The organism is Marinomonas pollencensis (genome assembly GCF_003387375.1).
Taxonomy (GTDB): Bacteria; Pseudomonadota; Gammaproteobacteria; order Pseudomonadales; family Marinomonadaceae; genus Marinomonas; species Marinomonas pollencensis.
The window spans coordinates 366,384-384,657 of record NZ_QUNG01000001.1; the positions used below are offsets into that span (position 1 = coordinate 366,384).

Consider the following 18,274-nt stretch of genomic DNA (forward strand, 5'->3'; position numbering starts at 1 on the left):
TCAAAAAGTTTCTTAAAAAAAAGCGCCTCATACGGCGCTTTTACAAAAAAACTATTTGTCGATAAAACAGTCTATGTTTGCGACCTACCACTCCATCTAAAGTAGTGGCCACTTATAGAGCTTAACTAAACCACGGTTAAGCCATATTCTGCCGATGCATCCACTAACCAACGCCAAACATAGTCGGCGAAACTACGTCGCACTATCAGAAAATACTTCCCCTCTGCTTGGTGGTGAAGCACTAGGGTAGCCTTAGCAAAGGTCGTAGTGACGACTTTACCAACCGGCAAAGAAGCCTCCACATCGTAACCACAACTTTTTTGTAGCACTTGTTGGACCGCTTCGCCTGACAACGTCATTAAGGTTTGGCCTGCGGATACATCCACCACAGCAAAATGCCCTGTCAATTCAGCACGCAACGACGCTTCAATCACTGCGGGCTCGATGTTTTCAGCCAAAATAAGCCACTCACCAGGGCTAATCCAAAAGACATAATAACTGTCCGATGCATGACTGGTTAAGGGTTGAACTGGTAAGGCAAAACCTAATACCTTTTCCACACCGGCTAAGAAATCTGGGTTCTCTGGGCTCCCTCGTAAAGTAAGTTGTGCGCAAAATGGCACTTCATTGAACACCACGGCGGCGGCTTCCGCATTTTGATGAGAAACATGGTGCAAGGGTGTTTCTCTGCGTGTTGCACCTTGAGTATTTTGAGCGCGTGCAGCGAACTCAAAGGTCGTCAAATCAGACATTTTGGCGCTCTCCTTCTGGGTCATAAAACACATAATCACAAATCACGGCTTCGATAACACGCCCATCGGCCAACGGAAAATATAAGGTTTCACCTTTATGCTTATGGCCTTCTTTGATCACAGCTAACGCGATTGATCGCCCTAAAACAGCACTGTAGTAACTCGAAGTAACATGACCTACCATGGTCATTGGAATGGCCTGCTTAGGATCCCATACTGCTTGTGCCCCTTCTGGCAACACCTCATCACTGTTCTTTGTTTTGAGTCCAACAAACTGTTTACGGTCGGCTTTTTGCGTATCTGGACGATCAAAAGAGCGCTTGCCAATAAAACTAAAGGCTTTGTTCTTACCCACACACCAGCCCATGTCCATATCATAAGGGGTAACGGAACCATCGGTATCCTGACCGACTATAATAAAGCCTTTTTCCGCCCGTAAGACATGCATCGCTTCGGTGCCATAAGGCGTAATAGAAAACTCTTTGCCAGCCTCAATAAGCGCCTCCCAAACAAATAAACCATCATTCGCTGAGACATTGATTTCATAGGACAATTCGCCCGTAAAACTGATACGAAAAACCCGTGCAGTGACGCCTGCCACCGACCCATTGCGCCACTCCATAAACTTAAACGCCTCTTTATCAAGGTCAATGTCATGGCAAACTTTAGCCAGCACCTTGCGTGCATTCGGTCCAGAAATGGTCATGGTTGACCAATGATCAGTCACCGACGACATATAGACTTCAAGCTCAGGCCACTCTGTCTGATGCCATAATTCTAACCACTCTAAGACAGCCGCAGCCCCGCCAGTGGTCGTGGTAACAATAAAGTGATCATCTGCTAAACACGAGGTCACACCATCGTCCATGATCATGCCATCTTCTTTTAACATTAAGCCATAACGACATTTCCCTATCGCCAACTTAGACCAAGCGTTGGTATAAACTCGATTCAGAAATTCACGGGCATCTTTGCCTTGAATGTCTATTTTGCCTAACGTAGAGGCATCTAGAATCCCTACGCTATTACGGGTAGCTAAACACTCTCGGTTTAATGCCTCCGATAAGCTTTCACCTGGCTGAGGGTAATACCAAGGCCGCTTCCATTGACCAACATCTTCAAACACAGCGCCATTATCAATATGCCATTGGTGGATTGCGGTATAACGCTCGGGATCAAACAAAGTGTCTGCATCACGCCCCGCTAATGCACCAAAAGTTGAAGGTGTATAAGACGGCCTAAAAATCGTGGTGCCAGTTTCTTCAATACTCTTGCCCAATGAACGTGCAGCAATCGCCATGCCGTTCACATTGCCAAGCTTACCTTGATCTGTACCAAAGCCCATGGCGGTATAACGCTTAACATGCTCAATCGACTCGAACCCTTCACGGGTCGCCAGCTCAATACCAGCTGCGGTCACATCATTTTGTAAATCAACAAATTGCTTGGGTGCTCGACTGACATTTTTTTTATGTGGCACCAGAAACAAGGCTTGAGCCTTGCCTTCTGCTAAGCGCTCAATGTCTGGCTTAGTCATCAGCAGCTCACCATCACCAAAGCCTGCTTGTGCCGCCGCTTTGCTGCCCGTCTCCAAGCCACCATGAACACAATCAGCCAGTTGATGATCGCCCATTATTGAGCCAACACAATGTTGCGCCTGTAATGCTTTACCCGGAACAAAACCAATAATGTCATCACGCCAGACAGGACGAGACCCTGTGTGGCAGCTTAAATGCACAACCGGGCTCCAGCCTCCTGAAGTGGCTACCGTATCGCAATCGTAGGTTTTAACGTCTCCTATTATGCGATCGCCTTCCGCGCTGATAGCCGCCACCGACGCTGAATAAACACGTCGTCCGCCTTTAACCTCCATAACGCCATGACCAAACCAAACGTCAATACCTAGCGCTTTGGCCTCAGCGACTAAAGCACCATCAGAATGGGGACGAGAATCAGCTATACCGACCACATTACGCCCCGCTTTAGACCATTCTATGGCGGCCAAATAACCACTGTCATTGGCGGTCGACACAATCAAGTTATGACCTGGTACAACGGCATAACGTTTAATATAGGTAGTGACCGAAGACGCGAGCATGACGCCTGGCACATCATTGTTAGCAAATACTAGCGGCCGCTCTTGTGCCCCTGCGGCCAAAATCACTTGCTTAGCACGAATACGATGAGAGCGTTGACGCGTCCCCGAGACAGCACGCTCGCCAAGATGATCGGTACGTCGTTCAATCGCCACTAAAAAATTATGATCGAAGTAGCCCATCACTGTAGTCTTAGGCAATACTTTTACATTGCTCATGGCATTTAGCTCTGCCACCATCTCAGCTAGCCATAGACTGCTGGACTGACCATTAATGGTTTGCTCGAAGGTCAGCAGATGACCTCCCATTTCGCTCTGCTCATCCGCAATGATGACGCGAGCGCCTGTTTTCGCGGCGGCATAAGCCGCACTCAACCCCGCAGGACCACCCCCTACTACCATCACATCACAGTGCTGATTAAACTTATCATAGGTATCTGGGTCTGGAGCTGTCGGCGCTTTACCTAGGCCTGCGGCTTTGCGAATAAAGTGCTCATAGGTCATCCACAACTTTTGCGGATACATAAACGTCTTATAATAGAACCCAGGCGGCATCATGGCGCCTGCCTTGCCCAGATAAGACATCAGATCGAACTGTAAACTCGGCCAGCCTGCTACCGGGTTAGAAACCAAGCCGCTATACAATTCTTGCTGTGTCGCTCGCACATTGGGTACAGTTGAATCGCCGGTACCAAGCTGAACCACACCATTTGGTTCTTCGCTACCATGTCCTGTAATGCCGCGCGCACGAGAATACTTGAAGCTGCGGCCAACCACATCAACCCCATTTGCCAATAACGCTGAGGCTAAGGTATCTCCTTCATAGCCCTTATATGTCTGACCAGCAAAACTGAAATTTAATACTCTATTACGGTCAATCCGGCCCCCTTGGGCTAAGCGATTTTGTTGGCTCATTCCGTTTCTTCCTTATCGGTTACAGCTGGCGTTTCACCTATTTTGTAGGTTTCATAAATCTCATAAGTAACTGTGTTGCGAGTAACGTTAAAAAAACGTCGACAACCGCTCACGTGATACCACATTTCATGATGGATGCCTTTGGAGTTATTACGGAAGAACAAATAATCCCCCCACTCTTTATCCGATAACGACTCTGGATCTTTGGGTCGAACAATATGCGCCTGACCACGATAATGAAACTCGTTTTCTTCGCGCAATTCCTGACAATAGGGACAAAATAGATGCAACATAAAACAGCCTCCTAGTGAGCGACACCTGCCGCGCCATGTTCGTCAATAAGATGCCCCGAATGGAAGCGATCGATACTAAAAGGCTTGGCCAACGGATGCGGTTCGTCTTTCGCAACCGTATGAGCAAACACATTTCCAGAACCAGGAGTCGCTTTAAAGCCACCGGTTCCCCAGCCACAGTTAAAATACAAACCTGGGATATGTGTCTTAGATATAATCGGACTGGCATCCGGTGTGGTGTCAACAATTCCTCCCCACGCACGGTTCATTCGCACTCGCCTAACATCAGGAAACATTTCACAAATCGCTGCTAAAGTGTGCTCAATAACCGGAAACGAACCGCGCTGGCCATACCCTGTGTAGCTGTCTATGCCGGCACCGATGACCAAATCGCCTTTATCCGACTGACTCATATAGCCATGCACTGCATTGGACATTACCACGGTATCTAGAATCGGTTTGATCGGCTCAGAGACGCAGGCTTGCAATGGATGACTCTCAATAGGCAGTTCCATACCCACCATTTTCGCCAATAACGACGAGCTACCCGCAGTAACACAGGCCACTTTCTTCGCGGCAATAAAGCCGCGATTGGTTTCTACGCCACACACCGCACCTTCATGGCGACGGATGCCTACTACTTCCGTTTGTTGTAATAAATCAACGCCCAATGAATCGGCAGCACGGGCAAAACCCCAGGCCACCGCATCATGACGTGCGACACCACCACGGGCTTGCCAAGAAGCGCCCAAAACAGGGTAACGAGCCCGCTCAGAACAATCCAAAAGCGGGCAGATCTCTTGCACTTGTTTGGCGTTCAATACCTCACCATCAATACCATTGAGGCGATTGGCATTGACGCGACGTTCAATGTCTCTCATGTCCTGAAGATTATGCCCAAGGTTCAACACGCCACGTGGCGAATACATCACGTTATAGTTCAAGTCTTGGCTCAAACCTTCCCATAGTTTCATCGAGTGCTCGAATAAATGAGCCGCTTCATCCCAAAGGTAATTTGATCGCAGTATTGTGGTATTACGGGCGGTATTGCCGCCCCCTAAATAACCTTTTTCTACCACTGCAACATTGGTAATGCCATGCTCTTTAGCAAGATAATAAGCCGTTGCTAAACCGTGCCCTCCACCGCCAACAATCACCACGTCGTAAACATCCTTGGGAGTTGGGTTACGCCATACTTTTTGCCAGTTTTCATGGTGACTTAACGCATGCCTGAATAGACTAAACACTGAATAACGACTCATAACACCATCCTATACACTCGATAACACGGTTCTAAAACGATTTATCACTAATCTGCTATATCAGCACTCAATGACATTAACAGCGAGTCCACCGCGGGAAGTTTCTTTGTACTTATCATTCATATCACGCCCGGTATCGCGCATAGTACGAATGACTTTATCCAAAGAAACATAATGAGAACCATCTCCTCGTATTGCCATTGAAGCTGAGTTAATGGCTTTCATTGCCGCCATGGCGTTGCGTTCGATACAAGGTACTTGAACCAGCCCACCGATCGGGTCACAGGTCAGCCCTAAGTTATGTTCCATACCAATTTCTGCCGCATTTTCAATCTGCTCTGGGGAGCCTCCTGTCGCTGCCGCCAATCCAGCGGCAGCCATAGCACAAGCAGAGCCGACCTCTCCCTGACAGCCCACCTCGGCTCCAGAAATAGACGCATTTTCCTTGAACAACATGCCAATCGCGGCGGCAGTTAAAAAGAACTCGATGATGCCGTCTTCACTAGAGCGTGGGCAAAACTCCCAGTAATAATGTAGGACAGCAGGAATAATGCCAGCCGCACCATTGGTTGGCGCCGTTACTACACGTCCCCCTGCGGCGTTTTCTTCATTGACTGCTAAGGCATATAAATTCACCCAATCCATTGCGCCAAGAGAAGGCGTTATCATATCCATACGGGTTTTACTGGTTAAATCTCGGTACAAACTGGCCGCTCGACGTTTTACCTTTAAGCCTCCTGGCAAAATACCTTCATTACGCATGCCGTTTTTGACACACTCCTCCATGACGTTCCAAATACCAATAATGCCAGAGCGTATTTGCGCTTCACTGCGCCACACTTTTTCATTTTCTAGCATGATCTGAGCAATACTCAGGTCGTGTTTTTTGCATAAGCTAATCAAGGTTTCTGCACTGTGGAATTCAAACGGCAGGACCGTGTTATCTTCAACTAACTCCACTTCACCTTGTGCATTTTCCTCGACAATAAAACCGCCGCCAACCGAGTAAAAAGTTGACTGATGTAAGGATTCGCCACTCGCGGCAAAGGCTTCTAGCACCATGCCATTTGCATGAAAATCTAACCGGTCAATACGGTGATAAATTAAATCCGTCTGCACATTAATAGACACCGCCTGCTTGGTAAGTAGCTTGATCACAGAACTGGATTCAATTTCACTTACGCGCCCTTCTATAATGCTCGGGTCAACCACATCAGGAAGCGCTCCTTCTAACCCCATTAATACCGCTTTACCTGTGCCATGCCCTTTACCTGTGGCACCTAGAGAACCATACAAATCAACCTTTAAGCTGCTCACTTGAGACAGTAAATTAAGTGCTTCTAGCTGCTCAGAAAATTGACAGGCGGCGACCATAGGACCAACGGTATGGGAGCTCGACGGCCCAATGCCTACCTTAAAAAGATCAAATAAACTGATTGCCATGACTACGCTTTCCTCTTTTTCTGGAACCCTGGCATGATGAAAAACACAGCGTTCGGTTGTTTTTATTATTTGTATAACGGCAAGATATGAGAAACATCACTCCTGCCTCACTGTCATCTTTTTATCATGATTAGCCAAGCGAACAAGAAGTTAAATGCAAAATTGCCGCTAACAAATAAACACGCGCCACGTTAAGGCAACATTGTGTGTGCCATCAGGCTGAATTATTTACCTGAAAACGACATCTTTATGCCCTCACGCTCCGGTACGAAAGCTCAACTCACAATACTTTCAAAGATCCCTGCTTAATATGAATTTGACGCAAGAAAGAAACCATTCAAAAAATCAACCACTTAAGCCATCCATTTTGTAAGTATAAGTAACTGAAATTGTTGAAAATTTCCCTTCTATCAAAACAAACCAAAATGGCCTGTTAAGCGAAATCCCCCATTAAACCTCGCTATGAGCAATCTCATTGAGATGAATGAATTTTATTTTGTGCACATTTGTTACAAAGTATGCAATTCGTCATTGTTTTTTGTATAGTGTCTGCAGGCTTTATTACGCATTTCTACTTTACGGCTGAAGTAAAGCCATTCTTTTTAGCATGTTGGCCTTTTCTCAAAAAGGTTTCAAAAACAGCATCCAATAAAAACGAACACAGAGATTTACCCTTCACACCCAAAGGAAGAGGATTAATTATGTCAGCAACTATTATTGTCGGAGTCGACGGAAGTGAAGCAGGAAATCGTGCCCTTTCCTACGCGAAACGACTCGCTACCTTAATCGGAGAAGATTGCGTATTAGAGCTTGTATGCATTGTCGAATGGTCTCCCTATACCTTTCAAACCCACGAAGAAAACGCCCTACGTAAGAAACACCGTCAGGAAGAATTAAACAACGCCAACGCTCGGGTTATTGCCCCAGCACTTAAGTCGCTCGAAGAAACGGGAATTAAAGGCAATGGCCGCGTGCTACACGGTAAAGTTGCTCACCTGTTGAACAGCATTGCCGTCGAAACAAACGCGGAACAAATCGTCGTGGCTCGCTCCACTGAACACGGCTTAAGCACACGTGTATTTGGGAGTGTGACAGCACACCTTGTTATGAGTGCAAACGTGCCTGTCACCGTTGTAAGCTAAGGAGCTGCCATGAAAAATTTCACGATATTAATAACCGCCTTAGCCTCTTTGCTGCTGATGAGCACTACAGCTCAAGCAGCAGAAGGCATTGATGCTGCCGTGAACGAAGCCTTTGGCGCGGCCACCGGCTGGTTCGTTGCACTTATCTTCGCACCTATTCCAGGAACCAGTTTCCCTTGGATAGTCCTTTGGTTGGTCACGGGGGCCAGTATCTTCACCTTGTACTTTGGTTTTGTTCAATTCCGCAGCATCGGGCACTCGATTGCCTTGGTCAAAGGCGATTATTCAAACCCAAATGACGCCGGTGAAGTAAGCCACTTTCAAGCCTTAGCAACCGCGCTTTCCGGTACCGTTGGTCTGGGTAACATTGCCGGCGTAGCGGTAGCTGTCTCTATCGGTGGCCCTGGTGCAACCTTCTGGATGATCCTCGCAGGCTTGTTAGGCATGGCCTCAAAATTCACCGAGTGTACTTTGGGTGTGAAATACCGAAATGAATACAAAGACGGCAGTGTTTCTGGTGGCCCCATGTATTACATTTCCAAAGGCTTCGCTGAAAAAGGCATCCCTGGCGGTAAATTGCTCGCTGGTTTGTTTGCCGTATTTTGTATCTTGGGCTCCCTTGGTGGCGGTAACATGTTCCAAGCCAACCAAGCTCACGCTCAGTTAACACAAGTTATCGGCAACTACCCTGGCTGGATTACAGGGGTTATCTTTGCCGCACTGGTTTTCTCCGTTATCGTTGGTGGTATCAAATCGATTGCCCGTGTTACCGACAAAGTGGTGCCATTCATGGGTATCCTTTATGTGGGCGCAGCCGTGATTATCTTGATCTTCAATGCCGATAAAATTGGCTGGGCATTTGGTCAAATCTTTACTGGCGCATTTACCGGTCTTGGTGTTGCGGGTGGTCTAGTCGGTGCCTTGATTCAAGGGTTCAAACGTGCAGCTTTCTCTAACGAAGCCGGTGTTGGTTCTGCTGCAATCGCTCACTCAGCGGTACAAACAAGCGAACCTATTACGGAAGGCTTTGTGTCTTTGCTTGAACCTTTCATTGATACTGTTGTGATCTGTACTATGACCGCTCTTGTGATCATCATCACTGGCCAATTAGTCTCTGACCCACAAACAGGCCTTTATATTCTTAATGAAAGTGGCTCTATCATGACCGCTGACGGCTCATCTGGTGTGGCATTAACGTCTGCCGCATTTGGTTCAACCATTAGCTGGTTCCCGTTCATCTTAGCCATTGCGGTTATCTTGTTCGCTTTCTCAACCATGTTAAGTTGGTCTTATTACGGCCTAAAAGCTTGGACATACTTGTTCGGCGAAAGCAAAAAAATGGAGCTGACATTTAAAATCATCTTCTGCTTATTTGTTATCGTGGGCGCTGCGTCTAGCCTAGGCCCTGTGATTGACTTCTCTGATGCTGCGATCTTCGCCATGGCCGTTGCCAATATCATCGGCTTATATTTCTTGATGCCGATCGTGAAAAAAGAATTAACCTCTTACTTAGCGCGTCTAAAAAGCGGCGAGATTGTGAAATACAAAGACAGCAAGAAATAACATGCATTAATTACCCTTTGTATATAATCAATAAAAACCAAAAGAGCCCCTGCTCTTTTGGTTTTTTTTTGCTCAGCTTAAAAATGGCCCCGTAGGGCCAAAGGTATCAACTTGCTAATAGCAATATTAGCTTTCCTAGAAAAAGCCTAGCGGATTAACGTCGTAGCTCACTAGCAAGTTTTTCGTTTGTTGATAGTGCTCTAATGCCACTTTATGGGTTTCACGACCTACACCCGACTTTTTATAGCCGCCAAACGCCGAGTGCGCTGGGTACTGGTGATAGCAGTTCATCCAGACTCGTCCCGCCTGAATGTTACGTCCCATGCGATACGCTAGATTCGTATCACGCGTCCATACTCCCGCACCTAAACCAAATTCGCTGTCATTGGCAATCGCCAGCGCTTCTGCTTCATCTTTAAAGGTGACAATACTAACGACCGGGCCAAAAATTTCCTCTTGGAAAACCCGCATATCATTGGTGCCTTTAAACAAGGTTGGCTCCATATAAAAGCCTTTTTCAAAGCCTGGTACGGTCGCTACGCCACCGCCAATCAAGACTTCTGCACCTTCTTGCTTACCAATTTCCATATAACTCAAGATCTTATCAAATTGCTGTTGCGAAGCTTGAGCACCGACTTGCGTGTCGGTATCTAATGGATCACCACGCACAATGGTTTTGGTACGCTCAATCACTAATTTGATAAATTCGTCGTAAATAGATTCATGAACCAGGGCGCGCGATGGACAAGTACACACTTCACCTTGGTTAAAGAAGGCCAATACCAAGCCTTCGACACATTTACTAATATAAGACTCTTCTTGCTGCATGATGTCTGCAAAGTAAATATTCGGTGACTTACCACCCAGTTCAACAGTAGAGGGAATGATGTTCTCCGCGGCACAATGCAAAATCTGCGCACCGACTGGGGTCGACCCAGTAAAGGCAATCTTGGCGATACGCTTGCTTGATGCCAGAGCTTGACCTGCTTCTTTACCAAAACCATTGACGATATTGAGTACCCCAGCAGGCAGCAAATCACCGATAAGTTTCACCAGTTCAAGAATAGAGGCAGGAGTCTGCTCCGCTGGTTTTAACACCACACAGTTACCCGCGGCCAACGCAGGCGCTAATTTCCATGCGGCCATTAAGATTGGAAAGTTCCAAGGAATAATCTGCCCGACAACGCCTAATGGTTCATGAAAATGGTACGCCACCGTATGTTCATCCAACTCTGCTGCCGTGCCTTCTTGGGATCTTAAGCAACCGGCAAAGTAGCGGAAATGGTCAGCTGCCAGAGGGATGTCTGCATTGAGAGTTTCACGCACTGCTTTACCGTTATCCCAGGTTTCTGCGACGGCTAAAAGCTCTAGGTTCTGTTCAATACGGTCTGCGATTTTGAGCAAAATATTAGAGCGCGCCGCAACGGCGGTTTTACCCCAGGCTTCTCGAGCTTCATGGGCTGCATCCAGTGCTAGGTTAATGTCTTCTTCTGTGGATCGTGGGATTTGGCAAAAAACTTCACCGGTAACAGGGCTGACATTATCAAAGTATTGGCCTTTCACTGGCGCAACCCAATCCCCGCCAATGTAGTTTCCATATTGCTCTTGAAATGATACGAGGCTACCTGCACTGCCTGGTTTTGCATAAATCATAATCTATCTCCACTCTTGTTGTTTTTGTAATGAGTTTTAATGAGGCTAAAAAATCATTAGCGACTCTTCTTCCCACTTTAGAAACAAGCGCCACAAAAAACTTGCCCACCAGTCCAAGATACTTGTCTGTGTATCCATTTATATTGACCTTAATCAACACAAGGTAGATGATAAAAGCGAAAAATATAAACACCGCGCCACCAAAAAAAACAATTCAGAGGTGTGTTAATGAACAAATCTTTCATGGCAGATAAACCACTTGCTTGGCAAAAGCGAGCACCAAGTCAATTGATTGAAAACCGTGTTTGTTTTGCTGGCCCCCATGCTGAGTTAAGTATTTATGATACCTATGAGCAAGCCCAAAAAGTCAGCCTGAAAGCAAACTCTCTGCTCTACTGCGGCATGGTCACTGGGGCAAAAGTCATGCACACAAAAAGCCGTGAAAACATCCCTTTCATGCCCCATGAATCCTTTATTTTATCCCCTAATGAAGAAGTCTTTATCGACTTTCCGGAAGCGCAACTAGACCTACCAACTACCTGTCTAACCATTGAAATTTCCAAAGAACGCGTCGCGCAAATTTGCGACCGGATGAACGATATCATGTCGTCTTCGCCTATCCCTGTGAATGTGCCCATTGACCCAAATCAACCACTGCACACCTTACACACTCAGGCGACACAACAGTTACTAAACCGACTCACCAGTGATTTTGTGCAAAATGACCCTGACCGCGACTTACTGGTGGACTTTGGCGTCAGTGAGTTAGTCACGCGCATTCTTCGCCATCATGGTCGCGATGCATTACTGCACTTCACCCAGCAAAACCCTGATGCCAATGGACTTACCTGTGTGCTTCATTGGATTGAACAAAACCTAGCCTTGCCTTTGGACATAACAGAGCTGAGCAAAAAAGCCTGCATGAGCCGCAGCCGCTTTTACGATGCTTTTAAACGCCAGTTACACTGCACACCAGCCGAGTACCAGCATCAGCGGAGGATGTGCCGAGCCTACCAACGTCTACAAGAACACGTTTCGGTAACCGAAGTAAGTTATGAATTAGGGTACCAAAGCCTGAGCCATTTCAGCCGACGCTTTCATCAACACTTTGGGGTAACACCAAGGGAAGTGACACAGAACAAGCTCAATTAACAAGTCAATGGGCGGTTTAGGGTCTGTTTGAAGGGCGCTTTTTAGACGTTTTCTTAGGGTATTGAAACAAAAAAATGCTTCTTCAATTGCTGAGCGGAAACTTAACAACCAAAGAAGCACAAACCTAATTCAGATAATACTCAGCACTGACACTTACTTAAGTAAGATAGTGGCCCGCGTTACTTTTCTTTCCATGGAATCAGTTAGAGCCTCTTTTACATTCTCAAGGCTGTATTCTGCGTCCAACATTTTATTGAACGGTAAGCGATCAATATTTTTGCTCAAAAAGCTCAACGCTTTATGCAAATACTCTGGACTATAACGCATGACAGGAATGATCATCACTTGCTGTCTGGTAATGAAGCCTGGGTCAATATCGATGGTTTTGCCTGGTGTCACATTTCCCATGGTAACAAACTTACCGCCACTGCGAACCAATTCTAGGCCTTCGGCAAACGCTGCCGGAACACCCGCCACTTCAATACAAGCATCCGCACCTTGACCATTGGTCAACTCACGAACGGCAGCCACTCGCTCTTGCTTGGTTTTGTAGTCATTCATGTTAATAACATGATCTGCCCCAAATTCAGCGGCTAACGCTAACCGTGATGGGTCCGCATCAATCACAATGACGTCAACGCCTTTGCTTTTCAAAATCGCCGTAGCGTAAATACCTAATCCGCCTGCGCCCTGTACTACAACCTTATGGCCTAGGCTAACAGCGGCCTGGTCGATACCGTAATACACTTGTGACAAGGCACAATTTGCTCCAGCTGCCAAAGTATCTGGCACATTATCAGGTACTTTATAAAAGAACTGACCTGGATGAATAAAATAATGTGTTGAAAAAGTAGTATGGAAATGCGGGTATTCTTCTGGTTGCTTCGCCCAGAAACTATAGGCATTTTCACACAGATTCAGGCGACCAGACTGGCACGTTGGACAGTGCTGACAAGCAATGAAATAAGTTGCTGCAATACGATCGCCTACTTTAAGTTCCTGACCGGCATTATCCGTTACAACGCCTTCACCCAGTTGATGTACAAGCCCTACGGTTTCATGACCCAGCCCGCCGCTTTTCTTAGGGTGCTCGCCTGACCAAATATGCAACTCTGAGCCACACACATTACTGCATAAAACTTTGACAATTACATCGCCTGGGCCTGGAGCTGGAACATCATATTCCTGATACTCCAACGCACCAGGTTCTGTCATTACCACTATTTTACCTTTCATCTTTGTCACCACTGTTTTAATTAACACACACTTAATGGGTTATGATGGAAGCCAAGGTTTGCCTTGGCTTTTTAGTTCGCTCACAACCTCTTAAGCTCACGTTAGATATTGTTATTTTGGGTTAAATCACGCCATTTTTTCGCGTGTCGATGGTTTCTGTAATAGAGATTACCGGCTCATCCCAAGGATGACTGGAAAAAATACTTTCTACTACTTTTTCAAGCAACGCACGCTCTCTAGGAATAGAGAACTGAACTTGAATAGAGTCACAAGCGTACTGCCCGTCAATTTCACCCGCGTAAGTAACCGACCCTTTACGCGGTACACAGCGCTCTGTACCTGGTTGTGAATGCCACAACACTCCATCATAATTACCATACTTAAGGTTGGTTGCTTCCTTAATTGAGGCTATGACTTTTTCGAGGAATTCCTCAATAACAAACACTTTGATTCGATAAGAATCGACGAAAATAATATCGCTCACTGTGACACCCCTTACTCGTAGTAGCCATCAGTTGATTTAACAAGCGAATCAAATTGCTTGCTATCGTGGCCAAACCAGACTTCAGAATTCGTACGGTTAGACAGTTTTTTGATTTTCTCAACCGTATTCATGTAGCCAATAGAATCAATGATGGTTGAAGGCAGGCGTGTTGGTGGTCCATAGTTCTCTGCTGTGTAAACCGCATCGGATGATAAGATAACGCCACCATGTCCAGGCATATCAATATGCAAACCCAACATGCCGTAGGAATGACCGCTACCGAAGTTCAATAGCTGAATCCCCTCTAGCAGCTCAAGATCCCCTTCGGATTCTTTCACTACTCGCCATGTCAGATCACTTTTAATCCAAGAATCTATTTCATCCCAAATAAAACCATCGGCGGTTTTGTTTTGAGCGTAATTAGACATAGCAGCATTAAATTCATTTTGATGAACAATAATCTTGGCTTTGGTAAACAACTCCAAACAGCCAGCATGATCAAGATGTAGGTGGGAAACAACGACGTAGTCTATGTCTTTCGGGTCAAAGCCGATTTCTTCCAAGCGACTATGGAGATGACAATCCTGTCCATTGACTTCAGCAGTGTAATTAAACATTTTTTGTACTGCTTGAGGCCAGGTTCCATTTTCTCCCATACCTTTAGGGCTACACGCGGTATCGAATAAAATTTTACCATCGGGGTGGTCAATCAGAACGGTATAGATGGGGAACTCTAACAATTCATTTGGCTTGTTTGGTTCATCTATCGTGGCAGGGTTATGCATGCTCACAAAAAAGTTTTTATCGGCTTTCATGCGACCATTATCAAGTACATACACTTTAGGAATTTGTTTTATTATATTAGACATTTTTCCCTTCCTTTATTTGCTTCATAATTATTTTTTTTATTGCATCACTTACCTTTCCATATTGTCTAAAAGAGCAACAGAACAAAATTCAAATAAATAATGAAGGTCAGTAGATAACCTTATGCTTAGACACAGCAGACGAGAACCCTAGATAGGTAATGGTGATATTTATTCAGGCTGACATAAGTTAAACTTCAGGTTTCGCTTTTATGGACCTTGTATAATGAGAAAAACACCGCCACGTTATATTGAAATCGCTCAGTATCTGGAAGACTCGATACAACAGGGCGACTACCCAATTGGCCAACGACTGCCAACCGAAGCTATGCTCTGCAGCCAATACGAAATCAGCCGCTTTACCGCTCGAAATGCCCTGTCTTTATTAGAGGAAAAAGGCTTAATCCAGCGCACCCAAGGCCGCGGTAGTGTCGTGATCTCACTCAATACCTCAATGTTCAAAGGTGCATGGTCTTCTATCGATGAATTATTAGAACATGCTAGTACCGTTCGAACTCAGGTTAATGCCATCTCAAAGGTGACTGCTGATTTTGATTTAGCCCACAAGTTGGGCGTTGAAATAAACCAAGAGCTGATTCAAATCGAAGGCGTTCGATATAAGTACGAAGGGGGCAAAGAAAACCCTATCTGCACCTTGAGGATTTGGATACTCGCGGAGTTTTCCGGCATTCTAGAGGAACTTCCAAAGCTCAAAGGCTCCATTGCTGGCCTACTAGAAAACAAATTTGGTAAGCGTTCTGCAAGTGTCGAACAAACCGTCTCGGCTTGTATTATCAATTCACAAGAAGCACAAACCCTGAATGTAAAAGAAGGGGATGCGGCGCTCTACTTGCTGCGAAAATTCGTCGATGATAACAACGGTGTTTACGAAGTCAGTGAATCGATCCTACCAGCAAGTCGCTTTAACTATCAAATGAGGTTGATCCGAAATTAATCAAAAAAAGTGGAGGCGAAAATACCGCCTCCACTAAAAGGGATGTTATCTATCAATGCACAATCCGTTTTAACGGTAGCTTACGTACTTACTTTTTAAGTAAGCATCTAACGCCTCAATACCACCTTCAACACCATAGCCACTATCGCCCCAGCCGCCTAACGGCACTTCTGCAATGTGCGCAGGAACATCGTTAACACCAATTGTTCCCACCGTTAGTTGATCACTAAACTTAGCTTGTCGATCTGCATCTTTAGTAAAGAAATAACCCGCCAAGCCATAATCCACATCGTTCGCAATGCGTAACACTTCATCTTCATCATCAAAGGGTAAAATTGGCACAATAGGACCAAAGATTTCCGTGCTCATTAGCTCGGCATCTAGGCTCACGTTGGTCAATACCGTTGGCTCGAAGAAGAAGCCTTTATCACCAATACGCTTGCCTCCGGTTTCAATCTTAGCGCCTTTTGCAACAGCATCTTTTACCAACACTTCCATGGCTTCCAAACGTCGAATATTCGCCAATGGCCCCATCTTAGTTTTCACGCCACAGCCATCACCAACCACTAATTCTTTCGCGCTTTGAACAAACACTTTTACAAATTCATCATAAATACTTTTATGAACAAAGAAGCGCGTTGGAGAAACACATACTTGGCCTGCGTTGAAGAACTTTTTAGCCACTAAAGATTTCGCTAATGCAGCGACTTCTACGTCATCAAATACAATAACCGGTGAGTGTCCGCCCAGCTCCATGGTCACAGGCTTCATGTACTGGCCCGCTTGTGAGGCCAGTAATTTGCCCACTGGAGAGGAACCCGTAAAAGTGATTTTACGGATAGCTGGATCAGCAATCAGCTGATTAGAAATATCTGCTGGTTTACCCAACACCATGTTTAGTGCATTACCAGGAACACCGGCATCGACTAAAACCTTGATCAGCTCAACAACCGAGCCTGGCGTTTCTTCAGCAGGTTTGACCACACATGAACAGCCAGCCCCCAATAAACCAGCTAATTTTTTAGCCGTTAAAACGATAGGGAAATTCCAAGGTGCGAATGCCGCAACCACGCCCACAGGCACTTTTCTAACTTGAATGCTGCAACCAGTGTCACGGCCACTGATTAGTCGCCCTGCGACGCGACGACCTTCTTCGCCACCCCATTCAATAAAATCAGCGGCACGATCAATTTCACCAACCGATTCAGCCAGCGGTTTACCTTGCTCTAAGGTTAGGATACGAGCAATTTTTTCTTTGCGCTCACGCAGTAGATCTGCCGCGCGTTTCAAAATGTCACCACGCTCCCAAGCCGGCACAGCGCTCCAATCTTTTAGGCCTTGCTTAGCCGCCGCAACGGCTCTCTCTATATCGTCAGAAGTAGCATGACAAAAGTGACCTATAACGTCTTCTGTTGCAGGATTAATAACAGCTTCAGTAACGCCTTCTGAGCCATCTACCCATTTACCATCAATAAATAGTTGATACTTATTCATAACCACTCCTTCAATTTTAGAGGCGCATCTAATAGCATGAATCATCATTTTATTAGATCCACATAGTTCAATTATTGTTATTTAAATTTCAAATCTATCTTTTATCCAATTGAGAAAAATAGTCTCATTTTTGGACAAAACATGATCGTTAGGCTCAATAATGTAGTAATTTTCTCTACATTTGATTTCACCGTAATCGAGCTTCTCCAGTTCTCCACTGTTAATAAAATGATTTACTAGAGAGCTTATTCCTAAGGCAACATAATCACCGGATATACAGGCGTTATAAGCCAATACATTACTTTCTACGCTGAGCACACTTTGTTTTTCTTCAGCTTTAGGAAAATATTCAGAAAGCCATTCTCCCCAGCCATTTTTATTCCCCATCACAGAAACAAAAGGGTGCTGGATAACATCTTCCAATGATTGAATCTTCTCTTTAGTGCGCGGCGAACATACTGGAAAAATATAGTCATTTGAAAGTTGGTGAGAATTAGAATCAGGCCATATGCCATCGCCATATCGAATTTCAATACTGCCATCTAAATCCCCCAAATCCGTTAACCAAAACCCGGTGTAAATTTCCACACAAATATCAGGATATTTATTATGAAATTCACTTAATGCCCTGCTGATCCAAACATCCGCAAAAGAATAATTCGATTTAACAGTGACCGTTTCTTTATGGGTTGTGCCAAACAACTGATCTGTCGCCAGCGCTATTTTATCCATCGCCACTTTAACTATGTTGTAATAATGCTTCCCTTCATCAGTCAATATAATTCCCTTTTTCCCTCTGATAATAAGTCGCCTCCCCAAATAATCTTCCAGTGACTTTATCTGTTGACTTACAGCCGATTGAGACACATACAATCTCTCTGCGGCTTCTGTAATCGATCCAGACTCCACGATTACTTTAAATACAAATAGCCAGTTATTTGGAGGAGGTCTTTTCATTATTTTTCTTCT

The 18,274-nt window shown here is 45.4% G+C and carries 15 protein-coding genes; 4 read left to right on the top strand and 11 right to left on the bottom strand.

Features of this window, described 5'->3' with window-relative positions; genetic code table 11:
• Nucleotides 1–125: 125 nt before the first annotated feature.
• Genes DFP81_RS18170 through DFP81_RS01705 form a run of 5 tightly spaced genes read right to left on the bottom strand, consistent with a single transcriptional unit; the run spans nt 126 to nt 6,760 of the window.
• Nucleotides 126–752 (bottom strand): sarcosine oxidase subunit gamma, encoded by a 627-nt coding sequence (locus tag DFP81_RS18170; RefSeq protein WP_181903021.1) that lies wholly within the window; start codon nt 750–752, stop codon nt 126–128.
• On the bottom strand, nt 745–3,762 hold the full coding sequence (locus DFP81_RS01690) for a sarcosine oxidase subunit alpha family protein (protein WP_181903022.1): 3,018 nt from the start codon (nt 3,760–3,762) through the stop codon (nt 745–747). The genes DFP81_RS18170 and DFP81_RS01690 overlap by 8 nt, the downstream gene beginning before the upstream one ends.
• A complete protein-coding gene (locus DFP81_RS01695) occupies nt 3,759–4,055 on the bottom strand; it encodes a sarcosine oxidase subunit delta (protein WP_115896021.1) in 297 nt (98 codons plus the stop codon). The genes DFP81_RS01690 and DFP81_RS01695 overlap by 4 nt, the downstream gene beginning before the upstream one ends.
• 11 nt (nt 4,056–4,066) lie before the next feature.
• Nucleotides 4,067–5,317 (bottom strand): sarcosine oxidase subunit beta family protein, encoded by a 1,251-nt coding sequence (locus tag DFP81_RS01700; protein ID WP_115896022.1) that lies wholly within the window; start codon nt 5,315–5,317, stop codon nt 4,067–4,069.
• 60 nt (nt 5,318–5,377) lie between these two features.
• On the bottom strand, nt 5,378–6,760 hold the full coding sequence (locus tag DFP81_RS01705; RefSeq protein WP_115896023.1) for an L-serine ammonia-lyase: 1,383 nt from the start codon (nt 6,758–6,760) through the stop codon (nt 5,378–5,380).
• Nucleotides 6,761–7,461: 701 nt separating this feature from the next.
• On the opposite strand from DFP81_RS01705, the gene DFP81_RS01710 reads away from it, so the two are divergent.
• Entirely contained in the window at nt 7,462–7,902 is a 441-nt protein-coding gene (locus DFP81_RS01710; RefSeq protein WP_115896024.1) for a universal stress protein, read from the top strand.
• Between the two features lie 9 nt (nt 7,903–7,911).
• Nucleotides 7,912–9,465, top strand: coding sequence for an alanine/glycine:cation symporter family protein (locus DFP81_RS01715; RefSeq protein WP_115896025.1), 1,554 nt, complete (start codon nt 7,912–7,914; stop codon nt 9,463–9,465).
• Nucleotides 9,466–9,600: 135 nt separating this feature from the next.
• On the opposite strand, the gene exaC is transcribed toward DFP81_RS01715, so the two are convergent.
• A complete protein-coding gene (exaC, locus tag DFP81_RS01720; protein ID WP_115896026.1) occupies nt 9,601–11,118 on the bottom strand; it encodes an acetaldehyde dehydrogenase ExaC in 1,518 nt (505 codons plus the stop codon).
• A gap of 228 nt (nt 11,119–11,346) precedes the next feature.
• Between exaC and DFP81_RS01725 the strand changes: the two genes are divergently transcribed.
• Complete coding sequence (locus DFP81_RS01725) at nt 11,347–12,270, top strand: helix-turn-helix domain-containing protein (RefSeq protein WP_115896027.1); 924 nt, start codon at nt 11,347–11,349, stop codon at nt 12,268–12,270.
• A 153-nt stretch (nt 12,271–12,423) separates the two neighbouring features.
• On the opposite strand, the gene DFP81_RS01730 is transcribed toward DFP81_RS01725, so the two are convergent.
• The 3 genes from DFP81_RS01730 to DFP81_RS01740 all read right to left on the bottom strand — a co-directional run bounded on the left by DFP81_RS01730 (nt 12,424) and on the right by DFP81_RS01740 (nt 14,859).
• Entirely contained in the window at nt 12,424–13,506 is a 1,083-nt protein-coding gene (locus DFP81_RS01730; protein ID WP_115896028.1) for a zinc-binding dehydrogenase, read from the bottom strand.
• A 121-nt stretch (nt 13,507–13,627) separates the two neighbouring features.
• Entirely contained in the window at nt 13,628–13,990 is a 363-nt protein-coding gene (locus DFP81_RS01735) for a YqfO family protein (RefSeq protein WP_115896029.1), read from the bottom strand.
• A gap of 11 nt (nt 13,991–14,001) precedes the next feature.
• Nucleotides 14,002–14,859: an N-acyl homoserine lactonase family protein gene (locus DFP81_RS01740; RefSeq protein ID WP_115896030.1), complete on the bottom strand. Its 858-nt coding sequence runs from the start codon at nt 14,857–14,859 to the stop codon at nt 14,002–14,004.
• Between the two features lie 223 nt (nt 14,860–15,082).
• On the opposite strand from DFP81_RS01740, the gene DFP81_RS01745 reads away from it, so the two are divergent.
• Nucleotides 15,083–15,811, top strand: coding sequence for a GntR family transcriptional regulator (locus tag DFP81_RS01745; RefSeq protein WP_115896031.1), 729 nt, complete (start codon nt 15,083–15,085; stop codon nt 15,809–15,811).
• 69 nt (nt 15,812–15,880) lie between these two features.
• Here DFP81_RS01745 and DFP81_RS01750 read toward each other — a convergent pair whose 3' ends face one another.
• Nucleotides 15,881–17,305: an NAD-dependent succinate-semialdehyde dehydrogenase gene (locus DFP81_RS01750; protein WP_115896032.1), complete on the bottom strand. Its 1,425-nt coding sequence runs from the start codon at nt 17,303–17,305 to the stop codon at nt 15,881–15,883.
• 81 nt (nt 17,306–17,386) lie between these two features.
• Nucleotides 17,387–18,262 (bottom strand): LysR family transcriptional regulator, encoded by an 876-nt coding sequence (locus DFP81_RS01755; protein WP_115896033.1) that lies wholly within the window; start codon nt 18,260–18,262, stop codon nt 17,387–17,389.
• Nucleotides 18,263–18,274 lie beyond the last annotated feature (12 nt).